A 12,788-nucleotide genomic window follows, 5' to 3' on the forward strand; every position below is an offset into this window, starting at 1 on the left:
GGCAGGGACACATGACATCAAAAACACATCACACCGAAGTCGTCCGCGCGACCCGATCCAGCCGGATCGCCATGACGCTGTGCCTCGCTCTTCTCTTGGCCCTCATCGCCATGCCGTGGTGGGCCAGTTCGGGCAATATCCGCTGGGCCATTGAACTGTCGTGCTACATCGCCATTGCGCAGATGTGGAACCTGCTGGCGGGCTATGCCGGGCTGGTTTCCGTCGGCCAACAAGCCTTTATCGGCGTCTCGGGCTATCTGCTTTTCGTTCTGGCGCAAAATTTTGGCGTGAACCCTTTTGTCGCCGTCCTCTTGTCGCTGATTGCGCCTGCGATCCTAGCGGTGCCGACCTACCTGTTGCTGCGGCGTCTGGACGGACCGTATTTTGCCATCGGCACATGGGTCGTGGCCGAAGCGGTGCGGTTGGCGACCTCGAACATTGATTATGTCAACGCGGGGGCGGGTCTGACCTTGCGGGTGATGACCCAATATAGCCAGCATGAGCGCGAGGTCGGCTTTGTCCTGCTCTGTGCGCTCCTGCTGCTCACCACCATTGGCGGCAGCTATTGGTTGTTGCGTTCGCGCATTGGGCTTGCACTGACGGCGATGCGTGACAATCCAGTGGCCGCTGCCAGCCAAGGCGTCAATGTCGGTCGGTTGCGGTTCTACATCTTTATCGCGGCGGCGGTTGGCACAGGCTTTGCCGGAGCGATCTATTATATGGCGCAGCTTAGGATCACACCGTCGGCGGGCTTTGATCCGTTCTGGGGCTCGATGTCGATTTTCATCGTCATGGTGGGTGGCATTGGTGCGATTGAGGGCGTGTTGATCGGCGCGTTGATCTATTTCCTCGCCGACCGCCTGTTTGGCGAATTCGGCTCGGCCTATTTGATCGTGCTGGGCCTGCTCACCTTGGTGATTGCGCTCTACGCGCGGGGCGGGGTCTGGGGTCTTCTCCAAAAATGGGGAGATCACGCGTGGTTCCCGGTTCGGCGTAAATTGATCGTGGAGGAAAACCCATGAAGGCCGCCGTTTTCAAGGCTTTGGGCCAACCGCTTTGCCTCAATGAGGTGGCGCAACCCGAGGCGGGGCGTGGGCAAGTGCTGCTCAAAGTCTGTCGATGTGGCATCTGTGGCTCGGATTTGCACATGACCGAAGACGCCACCTTTGGCCTTCAGGGCGGCGAGGTGATTGGTCATGAATTTTCGGGCGAAGTGATCGACGTGGGCGCGGGTGTGACCCACCTCAAACCCGGCGATCACGTCTCGGCCGCCCCGCTCAAAGGCTGTGGCACCTGTCCCGCGTGCCTGCGTGGCGAACCGGCGTGGTGTCCAAAGTTTACCCTCATTGGCGGTGGCTTTGCCGAATATGCCGCGCTGGATGAAATGCAGTGCCGCAAATTGCCGTGGGGTATTTCCGCCACTGACGGCGCTTTGGCCGAACCTCTGGGCGTGGCGCTGCATGGGATCATGCGGGCAAAGATGAGGCCGGGGGCGCGCGTGGCGATCATTGGGGCCGGGGCCATCGGCCTTGCCGTGGCGTTTTGGGCGCGGCGCATGGGCGCGGCCTGCGTCGTCGTGGTCGACATGCATGATCACCAACGCGAGCGGGCCATGCAACTCGGCGCGACGGATTTCATCGTGTCAGACCTGGAGCTTGCTCACAAACTGACCCAGGCCTGCGACGGCCCGCCAGAGATGGTGTTCGAATGCGTTGGAAAACCGGGGCTGATTGACCATTGTGTCGATCTTGTTGCCCCACGTGGAAAGGTCGTTGTTCTGGGGCTTTGTACTGCTCCCGATCACATGAACAGCTTTCGCGCCATCTCCAAAGAGGTCGAGATCGTGATGTCGGTGTTTTTCAACATGGCAGAGTTTGAAATGGCGATCCGCGCGCTGGATGCCGGAACCTATGCGCCGCAGCATTTGATTTCGGACACGGTGACGCTCGCCGAGATGCCACTGGCGTTTGAGGCGCTGCGTCAGCGCACGACACAATGCAAAGTGATGGTCGATCCAAGTGCCGGCTGACATGGGTTCGGTGAACCCGGCAGACATATCGTGCTACGTGTGTTTAAAGAGGAGAAGCGCCCGCATTTGGGCGTTTCATGTCGCGTTTGAGCCAGGTGAGGCACGCGATCAGGTGCGGGTGATTCGCGCGCTCTTCTGGGCGCAAAACCCAATAGCTCTCGGGGGACGTCACCGCTGGCCCAAATGGCTCCCAAAGTCGCCCTTGGCGAAGGTCGTCTTCGACATAAAGCCGCGGCACCACGGCCAATCCGAGCCCAGCACGGGCTGCTGGGGTAAGCAGGCCACTGTGGCCCAGCCGCACGCCCCGGATCGCGCCGCTGTGCGCGGTGCCCGAGAGGCGCAGCCATGTCATCCAAAGACTCGGACGGGCGGCATTTTGCAGCGTGGGGATCTGTGCGAAATCGAGATGATCCAAAGGGGCGCCGGGCGAGATCAGCGTGGGAGCGGCGACGACGGTGAGTGTTTCGGCGCAGAGCCGATCACTGCGTACATCAGAAACCGCACCGGTGCCTCGCACAATGGCCAGATCGGCGGGAGATGTGGAAAAGTCACAGGCCCCCTCCGCCTCTATCACCTCTAAAATAACCTCTGGGTGGGCGGCGAGAAATCCGCCGAGCCGCGGCAAAAGCCAACATGCGGCAAACCCGGGACTGGTCTGAAGAATCAAAGCCTCTTCGCGCCGTTGCCCGCGCACAGCATCCAGCGCCGCTTTTTCCAATCTGGCCAAAAGCGGGTCAATCTCGCGCCAATACTGCGCCCCCACCTCGGTCAGCACCAGCCGCGATCCAATCCGTTGAAACAGGCGCACCCCGAGAAACTGCTCCAGCGTGCCGATCTGTCGGCTCACCCCGCTTTGGGTGAGGCCAAGGTCTTCGGCGGCGCGGGTAAAGCTGCGATGGCGCGCGGCCAGATCAAAGCACTCAAGTGCGGAGAGGGAGGGGATGAAACGGCGCAAGGACGCGCTCCTTTTGGAACAGGCATGGTGAAGATTATCATGAGTAAAAGTCATGACAGAATGTACATTTCAACCATTTTATTTTCTCTACCATGTGTCATTGTCATGAAAGATGTCCGGTCGTGCCACAGGCAAAGGGACCACATCACAGTCTTTCTGATTTCAAATGGACCCGTCATGACACAGCCGCAGGGCAAACATATCGCCGTCATCGGCGCCGGAATTGTCGGCATCAGCACCGCCGCTGCACTTCTGAAAGATGGGCACCGTGTAACGGTGATTGACCCGGCCTCGCCCGGAGGCCCCCATGCCGCCAGCTATGGCAACGGCGCGTTCATCAGCCCGGCGTCGATCCTGCCGGTGTCGCAACCCGGTCTGTGGCGCAAAGTGCCGAAAATGCTGGCCGATCCACGCGGGGCTTTGACCATCCGCTGGCGTGATCTGCCTGCGTTGATGCCGTGGCTTGTGCGGTTTCTCTGGGCCGGGGCGACCGGGGAGAAAGTGGCACGGACGGCGCGTGCACTCTCCAGTCTTTTGGCGGATGCGCCGCAGCGCCATGCCGATCTGGCCGCCCGTGCGGGCCTGTCGGATATGATCGTCCAAAACGGCTTGCTCTACGCCTTTCGGGAGCGGGCGGAGTATGAGGCGGAGGCGTTTGGCTGGGGGCTGCGCCGCGACACTGGCGTGGCGATGGCTGAGATTGAGGGGCAGGCTTTGCGCCGCGCCGCCCCCGCGCTTGATCCTGCGTATCGGTTTGGCGTCCTGATCAACGACGGGGCGCATTGCACCGACCCCGGCGGCTATGTGGCCGGGCTTGCCGACTGGCTAACCGGGCAGGGCGTGGTGGTCCGGCGGGACCGGGTGATCGGGTTTGACCTCTGCGTGGGGCGATTGCGCGGGCTGCGCTGTGCCGATGGCAATCTGGCCTGCGATCTGGCGGTGATTGCGGCGGGTCTGGCCTCCGCTCCGCTTGCCGCGTCCTTGGGAGACCCGGTGCCTTTGGCCGCCGAGCGCGGCTATCATGTGGAGCTCAGAGAGGCGCCGTTCACGCTCGACATTCCGATCATGCCGCAGGATGGCAAAATGGCCAATGTCACCACCCGTGGCGGCCTGCGCGCCGCAGGACAGGTGGAACTCGCCGCGCCAGATGCGCCGCCAAATTGGGCGCGGGCCGAAATCCTTTTTGAGCATCTGAAACAGAGCTACCCGGCTCTGTCAGGGGCGACAGTTTCACAGGCGGCGCGCTGGCAAGGCAATCGGCCCTCGACGCCGGACGGCAAGCCCGTGATCGGTCGATCCACCCGGTCCAAAGATGTGGTCTACGCCTTTGGGCACGGCCACATCGGCCTCGCATCGGCTCCGATGACCGCGGCGTTGGTCGCGGATTTGGTCGCTGGACGCCACCCCGCCCGCGACCTAACGTCTTTCTCACCGACCCGCTTTTCCCTGAGACAAAGAGAGACCCGATGACATCCTCCAAACCTCTGACCGCTTTCGGTCCTGATTTCACCTTTGCCTATGATGATTGGCTCGCCCATCCGGCCGGGTTGGGCACCGTGCCGGGTGACAGCCATGGTGCGCAGGTGGCGATCATTGGGGCTGGTGCCGCAGGCGTGATTGCGGCCTATGAGCTGATGAAGCTGGGACTGCGCCCGGTGATTTACGAGGCCTCGCGTTTTGGCGGGCGGCTGCGCTCTGAGGTGTTTGATGGCACCCAAGATGTGATTGCAGAGATGGGAGGGATGCGGTTTCCGATCTCGTCCGCGAGCTTTTATCACTACCTAAACTTGATGGGATTGCAGACAAAACCTTTTCCAAATCCGCTCACAAAGGCCGCAGGGTCCACCGTGATCGACCTTGAGGGCGAGACGCTTTTCGCGCGCGATCTCAATGATTTGCCCGATATGTATCGCGAAATTGCGGCAGCTTATAGCGATGCTTTGGAGCAGGGGGCCGGTTTTGGCGCGTTGCAAGCGGCCATTCGGAACAAGGACGCAGCGCAGGTCAAGGCGCTCTGGGATCCCATCGTAGAGGCCTGGGATGAGCGCACTTTTTATGACTTTGTCACAAGCTCGCAGGCCTTTCAAAACCTGAGCTTTCGCCATCGCGAGGTCTTTGGCCAGGTGGGATTTGGCACCGGCGGTTGGGATTCAGATTTCCCCAATTCCATGCTCGAAATTCTGCGGGTCAATCTTTTGGGCTTCGATGACGATCAACGCTATGTGGTCGGCGGGGTCGAGAGTGTCTTGCGCCGTCTTTGGACCGCCACGCCGCCCTGCGCGCATTGGCCGGAGGGCACCTCTTTGGCCTCTCTGCATGGTGGCGCAACCCGGTCTCGGGTGACGCATATTTCCCGTGCGGCGTCTGACACATCCTTCACGGTGCGCGACCAATGGGACAACGAAGTCGCCTATGAGGCGGTGCTCGCAACCTGCCAGAGTCACCTTTTGACCACCGCGATTGATGTCGAAGAGGACCTGTTTGCCCAACCGCTTTGGATGGCACTTGATCGCACGCGCTACATGCAGGCGGCGAAGACATTTGTGATGGTGGATCGACCATTCTGGAATGACATTGACCCGGCGACCGGGCGACCTCTGTTGTCGATGACGTTGACCGACCGGATCACGCGGGGCACCTATTTCTTTGACAACGGGCCGGACGCGCCGGGGGTGATCTGTCTGTCTTATTCCTGGATGACGGATGCATTGAAGCTTCTGCCGTTGTCGGATGAAAAGCGGGTTGATTTGGCCTTGAACGCTTTGGAGAAAATCTATCCCGGCGTGGATATTGCCTCTCATATTCGTGGCGTGCCGAAATGCATCAGTTGGGAGGCGGACGAGAATTTCCTTGGGGCGTTCAAGGGCGCTTTGCCGGGGCATTATCGTTATAATCGCCGTGTCTATGGCCATTTCATGCAGGCGGATCAGCCCGCCGCACATCGCGGTATGTTCCTTGCGGGCGACAGTGTGAGCTGGACGCCAGCATGGGTCGAAGGCGCGGTTCAGACCGCTTTGAACGCGGTTTGGGGCATCATGACCCACTTTGGTGGGGCCTCAAATGCGGTCAATCCGGGGCCGGGCGATGTCTATCAGGATCAGGGTCCGGTGGCCCTGTCTCAGTAGCGAAACAGGACGTTTTTGCCAGCCGTTTTACCCCTAAGTCCGCGACGGATTTAGGGGTGTTAAATGTGATTTAAGATGTTGTTTTTTATTTACAAAAATTCATTTTGATGGTTGTTTTGGTGAGCTTTCCTCCTGACAAAAGGCCCGCCTCCATGACCGAACATCACAGTGCTTCGCAGCGTAAAATTGGCATCATTGGTGCGGGTAAAATCGGCTGCGCCATCTACGAGGCCCTGGCCGAGATGGCGGGGGTTGAGATCTCCTATATGCTGGCCGGTCGGCGCCGTCCCGAAGGGGTGCCCGAGGCGCTGATCCTGACGGACATGGCGCAGGCGCTGGCCCGAGATGTGGACTTGGTGATCGAAGCCGCCGTGCCGGAGGTGATCCACGAACACGGCGCGGCGATCTTGGCCAAAAGCGATCTGTGCGGGTTTAGCTGTACCGCGCTGTCCGTGCAGCAGACCGAGCAGGCGTTGCGCACGGCCTGTGCCACACATGGCACGCGGTTTTTTGTCCCGCATGGTGCCGTTCTGGCGCTGGATGGTTTGGCCGATGGGCGCGATGTGATTGAACGCGTGAGCATCACGACGATCAAAAGCGGGCCGAGCCTTGGCCTGTCTGAGACGGCCGAGGGGGCGGTTTTTGAAGGCTCGGCGCGTGAGGCCTGTCTTACATTCCCGCGCAATGTGAACGTGCATGCCGCCGTTGCACTGGCCGGGCTTGGATTTGACCGCACGGTCAGCCGAGTGGTGGCCGAGCCGGGTAAAAAGACGATGGAGCATCATATTCACGTTGAAGGGCAGGGGCTTGAATGGGACATCCACGTGGCGTCGCAGTCCTTGGGCGGGGTGAGCGGGGCCTATACGCCGCGGTCTGCCGTGGGCACGGTGCGGCGTATTCTGGGTGGGGCGGGCGTGACCATCGCGTAACGCCCGTGCGCCACTGGTCACATTGAAAAGGCTTTCATCAACATCCGCGCCGCGGTGATCAACAGGAAGACGGCGAAAATCCGTTTGAGCTTTTGCGCCGGAAGTCGATGCGCCAAGGCCACGCCCATTGGAGCGGAGATCAGCGTCATCGCGATGGTGGCGGCAAAGGCCGGGAGGTTGATAAGGCCCAGCGAAAAGGGTGGCTTGCCTTCAAGTGCCCAGCCATGCAGCGCGAAACTCACCGAAGATGGCAGCGCGATCAAAAGGCCAAAGCCCGCCGCCGTGCCGACCGCGCGGTGCATCGTCAGGCCCGATAGCGTCAGGACCGGCACCCCAAAAGAGCCGCCGCCGATGCCCATGAGCACCGACAGAAAACCGATGGCCGAACTCAACGCCGAGCGAAACGGTTCGCGCGGCAGGCGTTCGGTTCCGGTCTCTTTGAGGCCGCCAAAGGCCATTTGGGCCGAAACGATCATGCCCAAGACACCGAAAATGCCCAACAGGATTTGCGAGGACAGCCGGGTGGCGACGAAAGCGCCAATCACCGCGCCGATCACGATGCCGGGCGCCCAAGTTTTCAGGATGTCCATATCGACCGTGCCGCGTTTGCGATGCGATTGAACCGAGCGCAGGGAGGTCACGACAATGGTGGCCAACGAGGTGGCAACGCAGACCTGCATCAGATGCGCGCTCTCATATCCCATTGAGGAAAAGAGAAAATAAAAGGCGGGGACAAGAACAATGCCACCACCGAGGCCCAAAAGTCCGGCAATAATGCCCGCGATGAAACCGGTGGCGATGAGCACGGCGGCCAGTTCGAGGTAGAGCGTGATGTCGGTCATGGTCTGGATCAGCCTAGGGTTAAGCCGCCATCGACATGCACGGTCGCGCCGGTGATCTGACTGGCCTCTGAGGACAGCAAGAAGGCGACGGTTGCAGCGATGTCGGTGGGTTCGGTGAGCCGCCCGGTGGGGGTGGCGGCCATGGCGGCAGACAGAGTGTCTGTTGACACCGCGAGATGGCCACCGCCCTGTTTGCGGGTGAAGCCCGGTACCACCGCATTCACTGTTGTGCCTGAGGGCGCAAGTTGCAGCGCAAGGGCGGCAACCAAGGCCTCTAGGGCGGCCTTGGCGGCGGAAGTGGTGGGAAAGCTTGTGCCCGCTTTGCCGTGAACATGGGCGACGAAAGAGCTGATGGCGACCACGCGACCGCAGGGCGAGCGTTCAAGATCGCTTAGGGCTTCTGACGCCAAAAGCGCAAATGCGCCGGGCATCATCGCAAAGTCGCGCATCAAATCATCATGGGTGAAGCTGCCGAAAGGGGCCTTTGAAGCCTTTCCAGCGTTGCTGACGATCTGGTCGATCTGGCCGAACGCGGATTGAGCCGAGGCGATCAAGCGGCTGCATGTGGCAGGATCAGCAAGGTCGCCGAGTTCCAACACCACGTCTGAACCCGCCGCGCGGCAGTCTTGGGCGACCGCGTCAAGAGCGTCGGCGTTTTTGCCCGTGTGAAGCAGAAGGGCGGTGTCAGGAGCGGCAGAGCGCCGGGCGATGGCTGCGCCGATGCCGCTCGCAGCGCCGGTGATTAGGAGGGTGCGTTTCATTGGGTCAGTCATGTCTTTCGTTGCGCGTGTCCGCCGCAATCTTTCGGTCAGCCGCCTTGAAAGCGCCGCGCCGAACGCGTCGGGCGGGGCAGTCATATGGGATCTGTCAGTCGCAGTGCGGCACTTTGTGCGGCGTATTTTGGAGCTTGAGGGGTGGGAATGCCTAAACTCAATTTTTTGTATATGGTATACTAAATTGACTGACAAGTGATTTTCAGACTTTTCAGACTACCGAGTTGTTTGGTCGGAAAATGCACACTATCTAACGCTACGTCATGCGGAATGCCTTTATTTTTAACGTAAGTAGCGTCTCTAGGCGGCTGAATCCGTGCGGGGCATCGTTTGGTGAAACGCTCTCTTCCGATTCTGCTGCACTGCAATATTGGATACAGATTTTGGGATTTTCCGCGCTCACGCCCCGCGTTTCGTATTCTGTTTCGCGTGTTTGACGCCTGAGGTGTGGTGATTTTGCATAATAATTGTGCGAAAGTTGAAAGCTGCCGTCCCCTGGCCTTTTTGTTGTCACGAAGTCGTTGACAGTTTTTTCGACTGCTTCCTAGGCTGGGTCAGGGAATGTCGGGACTCGTCAAAAAAACACCTGAGCCAATCAGGCCATGACCTCCTTAGCCAACGGGAAAAAAGATGAACGCACTTACACGCACCGCTTTCCGGGCCACGCTTTCGCGTGCGCTCTTATCCTCGCTCTTTCTAAGCGCCGCCGTCCCGCTCTATGCCGCCGGACTGACCATTGCCATCGGGTCTGAGCCGACCACCCTCGACCCGCAACAGCGCGACGACGGGGCGGAGCGGGCCATCACCGACAATATTTTTGAAACGCTGTTGGAGCGCACCCCTGATGGCGTGCTCATCCCTGGCCTTGCCGCAGAGATGCCGACACAGGTCGATGCGCTGACCTGGGAATTCAAGCTGAAGCCCGATGTCAGTTTTACCAACGGCGAGCCGTTCAATGCCGATGCCGTTGTCACCTCTGTCCTGCGGATCATCAACCCGGATTACAATTCGGAACAAATGGCCTATCTGGGCACGATTGAAAGCGCCACAAAAGTGGACGATCTGACCGTGCATATCACCACCAAATCCCCCGACCCGGTGCTGCCGGCGCGGATGTATTGGATGAAAATGGTTCCGGCGAGTTATTCCGCAGATCCCGAATTTGGCATGAAGCCCATCGGCACGGGTCCTTATGAGATCTCCGGTTGGGAGCGTGGTGAAAGCATCACGTTGGTGCGCAATGACGCCTATTGGGGCGATGTGCCGGAGATCGACGATGTCACCTATCGCTTTGTTAGCGAGCCGGGCACGCGCCTGTCGGGGTTGATGGCCGGGGAGTTGGACGTGATCCGCAACCTCTACCCCGAATTTGCCGCAGCCGTGCCAAAAGCGATCACCGCGCAGGGGCTTGAGACCTCGACGCTGGTGCTGTCCACGGCCAATCCGGTGATGCAGGACCCGAAAGTGCGCAAGGCGATGAACCTTGCGATTGACCGTGCGGCTTTGGCCGAGGCCTTGTTTGTCGGCAATGCACAGCCGGTCAAAGGCCAGCTTGTGAACCCGAAAAGTTTTGGCTTTAACACCAGCTTGCCCGCCTACAGCTATGATCCAGAGCAAGCCAAGGCGCTGATCGAAGAGGCGGGGGCCACGGGTAAAAAGATCACCCTCGTCGGGGAATCTGGCCGGTGGTTGAAAGACCGCGAGTTGATCGAGGCCGTGGGGTCGTATTGGTCGGAAATCGGTCTGGATGTGGACATACGCATCGAGGAATTCGGCGAATACCTCAATCAGCTCTTTGATAAGAACAGCCGTCCTGACGCAATTTTTGTGACCAATTCCGACGAGTTGCTTGATGCGGACCGTCCGCTGACCGCAGCTTTGGAATTTGGCGCAAGCTATGCCTCCAACGTCGATGAAGAGATGGCCGCCGCCATTCAGGCTGCCCGTTCCGAGACCGATGTCGAGGCCCGCGCCGCGCTGTATGACGAGATCACGCAAAAGGCCTATGATCTTGACTACTTGGCACCGCTGCTCAATCAAGAAGACGTTTATGGTCTCAGCGAGCGGTTGAATTGGACGCCCCGCATCGACGCCAAACTTTTGGTCAAGGAAATGTCCGTGATCGAGTGATCGGTCGATATTTTCCAACCTCACAGGCAGAGCGGACCATAGGTCGGCTCTGCCCCTCGCAATTTTCAGGAATGGAGCGGACTCATGGGGACGTTCATATTAAGGCGATCTCTTCAGGGATTCCTTGTGGTGCTTGGCGTAACGATTGTGGTGTTTGTCGCAACCCGAATGATTGGCGATCCGGCGCAAGTGATGTTGCCGCTGTCGGCCACGGATGCACAACGCGCCGCGTTTGAGCAACAATTCGGGCTGGATCGCCCGCTGGATGCGCAGTTCATCAGTTTTGTTGGCGATCTAATGCGGTTTGATTTTGGCGAAAGCCTGTGGCAGCGCCGCGCGGCGCTTGAGGTGGTGCTTGAAAAACTGCCCAAAACCCTCGAACTGATCGGGGTGGGGCTGTTGCTGGCGACGGTGGTTGGTATTCCGCTTGGCGCTTTGGCGGCCGTGCGCCCGGATGGTCTGTTTGACCGTGTCGTTGTCGGGCTGAGCCTGACGGGGCTGTCCGTGCCGCAATTCTGGCTTGGGCTTTTGCTGATCATGGTGTTCGCGGTGGGGCTTGGTTGGGTGCCGACCTTTGGCTCCGGCTCACTCGCCCATATGATCCTTCCGGCGATCACGTTGGCGGTACCCTCAATGGCGCGGATCATGATGCTGGTGCGCTCCTCGGTGATCAACGAGTTGAACCAACAATATGTACGCACCGCAAAAGCGCGCGGAATGCCGTTTGGCCGGGTGCTGTTTCAACACGCCATGCGCAACGCGCTTGTGCCGGTTTTAACGCTCGTCGGCTGGGAAGTGATCAGCGCATGGGCGGGTTACACGGTGGTGGTCGAGACGGTTTTTGCCTGGCCTGGCCTTGGCTTCACCGCGATGAAGGCGATCAACCACAGCGATCTGTTCTTACTGCAAGCCATCGTTTTTGTCGTCGCTGTCGGCATCGTCTTGGTCAATATTGGGCTCGATGTGCTGTTTAAACTGATCGACCCACGGATCAAGGAGGCTTGACCCATGACAATCACCTCATCCTCGATGTCTGACCGTTCCACGACACCCTCCATGATACAAGGGGCTCTCATGTCAGTCGCACCCCTCGGGCGCTTTCTCAAAGAGCTGTGGCGGGACAAGGCGGGCTTTACCGGCTTTGCCTTTCTCGTCCTTTTGGTGCTCGCCGCCCTGTTTGCGCCTCTGCTGGCACCCCATGATCCGGCGGCGCAATCGGTGTTGGCCCGGCTCAAACCGCCGATTTGGATGGAGGGCAGCGTCAGCGGCCATTTGCTTGGCACCGACATGCTGGGCCGCGACATTCTTTCTCGGCTCTTGTTTGGCGCGCGCTCGTCCTTGTTGGTCTCCGTGTCCGTTGTGGCGCTGGCCGGGTCTTTCGGCGTCATGGCCGGGCTTTTGGCGGGGTACAAAGGCGGGTTGACCGATGCGTTGATCATGCGGGTCGTCGATGTTCAGGTCGCCTTTCCGGGCCTGCTTTTGACCCTGCTTTTGGTCGCCGTGATCGGGCCATCCACCGCGACGATCATCATCGTTTTGACCTTTTCCAACTGGATGATCTACACCCGCGTCGTGCGTGGGATCGTGATGTCGCTGCGCCAAACGCCCTTTGTCGAAGCGGCAGAGGTCGTTGGTTGCAAAAGCGCGCGGATTATCCTCAAACACATCCTGCCAAACTTGATTTCGCCGCTCCTCACGCTGGCGATCCTTGAGTTCACCAACATTATTTTGGCCGAAGCGGCGCTCTCATTTCTGGGTCTCGGGGTGCAACCCCCGGCGACAAGTTGGGGCCTCGATGTAGCGGGTGGCAAAAACTACATGATGATCGCGTGGTGGCCGATCACCTTCCCGGGGCTTTGCATCGCGATGACGGTGCTTTCAATCAACCTTTTCGCCAACTGGCTGCGCGTCACGACGGAACCTGCCGAACGTGAAAAACGCTACGCCCGTGGCCGTGCCGCCAAAATGCGGCGCGCAAAAAAGACCTGACATCAGATCAGATCGG

The 12,788-nt window shown here is 59.7% G+C and carries 11 protein-coding genes; 8 read left to right on the forward strand and 3 right to left on the reverse strand.

The window, feature by feature from the left end; translation table 11 throughout:
* Positions 1–11: 11 nt before the first annotated feature.
* Together B30_RS10785 and B30_RS10790 are read left to right on the forward strand one after the other, a co-directional pair.
* Positions 12–1,022: a branched-chain amino acid ABC transporter permease gene (locus tag B30_RS10785; RefSeq protein WP_009572100.1), complete on the forward strand. Its 1,011-nt coding sequence runs from the start codon at positions 12–14 to the stop codon at positions 1,020–1,022.
* Positions 1,019–2,029, forward strand: coding sequence for a zinc-dependent alcohol dehydrogenase (locus B30_RS10790; RefSeq protein ID WP_009572101.1), 1,011 nt, complete (start codon positions 1,019–1,021; stop codon positions 2,027–2,029). Before B30_RS10785 ends, B30_RS10790 begins: the two co-directional genes overlap by 4 nt.
* A gap of 43 nt (positions 2,030–2,072) precedes the next feature.
* On the opposite strand, the gene B30_RS10795 is transcribed toward B30_RS10790, so the two are convergent.
* Positions 2,073–2,984 (reverse strand): LysR substrate-binding domain-containing protein, encoded by a 912-nt coding sequence (locus tag B30_RS10795; protein ID WP_009572102.1) that lies wholly within the window; start codon positions 2,982–2,984, stop codon positions 2,073–2,075.
* A gap of 177 nt (positions 2,985–3,161) precedes the next feature.
* On the opposite strand from B30_RS10795, the gene B30_RS10800 reads away from it, so the two are divergent.
* From B30_RS10800 to B30_RS10810, 3 genes are all read left to right on the forward strand, one after another.
* On the forward strand, positions 3,162–4,454 hold the full coding sequence (locus B30_RS10800; protein WP_009572103.1) for an NAD(P)/FAD-dependent oxidoreductase: 1,293 nt from the start codon (positions 3,162–3,164) through the stop codon (positions 4,452–4,454).
* Positions 4,451–6,109 carry a flavin monoamine oxidase family protein gene (locus B30_RS10805; protein WP_009572104.1) on the forward strand — a complete coding sequence of 553 codons (1,659 nt, stop codon included), beginning with the start codon at positions 4,451–4,453 and terminating at the stop codon, positions 6,107–6,109. Before B30_RS10800 ends, B30_RS10805 begins: the two co-directional genes overlap by 4 nt.
* A gap of 152 nt (positions 6,110–6,261) precedes the next feature.
* Positions 6,262–7,038 carry an aspartate dehydrogenase domain-containing protein gene (locus B30_RS10810; protein WP_009572105.1) on the forward strand — a complete coding sequence of 259 codons (777 nt, stop codon included), beginning with the start codon at positions 6,262–6,264 and terminating at the stop codon, positions 7,036–7,038.
* Positions 7,039–7,055: 17 nt separating this feature from the next.
* On the opposite strand, the gene B30_RS10815 is transcribed toward B30_RS10810, so the two are convergent.
* The gene (locus B30_RS10815; protein WP_009572106.1) at positions 7,056–7,880 is read right to left on the reverse strand and encodes a sulfite exporter TauE/SafE family protein; all 825 of its coding nucleotides are present in this window, start codon (positions 7,878–7,880) and stop codon (positions 7,056–7,058) included.
* Between the two features lie 8 nt (positions 7,881–7,888).
* Positions 7,889–8,641, reverse strand: coding sequence for an SDR family NAD(P)-dependent oxidoreductase (locus tag B30_RS10820; RefSeq protein WP_198430603.1), 753 nt, complete (start codon positions 8,639–8,641; stop codon positions 7,889–7,891).
* Between the two features lie 642 nt (positions 8,642–9,283).
* On the opposite strand from B30_RS10820, the gene B30_RS10825 reads away from it, so the two are divergent.
* The 3 genes from B30_RS10825 to B30_RS10835 all read left to right on the forward strand — a co-directional run bounded on the left by B30_RS10825 (position 9,284) and on the right by B30_RS10835 (position 12,772).
* Positions 9,284–10,783 carry an ABC transporter substrate-binding protein gene (locus B30_RS10825; protein WP_009572108.1) on the forward strand — a complete coding sequence of 500 codons (1,500 nt, stop codon included), beginning with the start codon at positions 9,284–9,286 and terminating at the stop codon, positions 10,781–10,783.
* 84 nt (positions 10,784–10,867) lie between these two features.
* Positions 10,868–11,788, forward strand: coding sequence for an ABC transporter permease (locus tag B30_RS10830; RefSeq protein ID WP_040402266.1), 921 nt, complete (start codon positions 10,868–10,870; stop codon positions 11,786–11,788).
* Between the two features lie 69 nt (positions 11,789–11,857).
* Entirely contained in the window at positions 11,858–12,772 is a 915-nt protein-coding gene (locus B30_RS10835) for an ABC transporter permease (protein ID WP_198430604.1), read from the forward strand.
* Positions 12,773–12,788: the final 16 nt, after the last annotated feature.

This window comes from Celeribacter baekdonensis B30 (assembly GCF_000299875.1).
GTDB lineage: Bacteria > Pseudomonadota > Alphaproteobacteria > Rhodobacterales > Rhodobacteraceae > Celeribacter > Celeribacter baekdonensis_A.

Coding starts and splice junctions, on each gene's coding strand:
- B30_RS10785 (WP_009572100.1), top strand. CDS start 12: ATGACATCAAAAACACATCACACCGAAGTCGTCCGCGCGACCCGATCC.
- B30_RS10790 (WP_009572101.1), top strand. CDS start 1,019: ATGAAGGCCGCCGTTTTCAAGGCTTTGGGCCAACCGCTTTGCCTCAAT.
- B30_RS10800 (WP_009572103.1), top strand. CDS start 3,162: ATGACACAGCCGCAGGGCAAACATATCGCCGTCATCGGCGCCGGAATT.
- B30_RS10805 (WP_009572104.1), top strand. CDS start 4,451: ATGACATCCTCCAAACCTCTGACCGCTTTCGGTCCTGATTTCACCTTT.
- B30_RS10810 (WP_009572105.1), top strand. CDS start 6,262: ATGACCGAACATCACAGTGCTTCGCAGCGTAAAATTGGCATCATTGGT.
- B30_RS10815 (WP_009572106.1), bottom strand. CDS start 7,880: ATGACCGACATCACGCTCTACCTCGAACTGGCCGCCGTGCTCATCGCC.
- B30_RS10820 (WP_198430603.1), bottom strand. CDS start 8,641: ATGAAACGCACCCTCCTAATCACCGGCGCTGCGAGCGGCATCGGCGCA.
- B30_RS10825 (WP_009572108.1), top strand. CDS start 9,284: ATGAACGCACTTACACGCACCGCTTTCCGGGCCACGCTTTCGCGTGCG.
- B30_RS10830 (WP_040402266.1), top strand. CDS start 10,868: ATGGGGACGTTCATATTAAGGCGATCTCTTCAGGGATTCCTTGTGGTG.
- B30_RS10835 (WP_198430604.1), top strand. CDS start 11,858: ATGTCAGTCGCACCCCTCGGGCGCTTTCTCAAAGAGCTGTGGCGGGAC.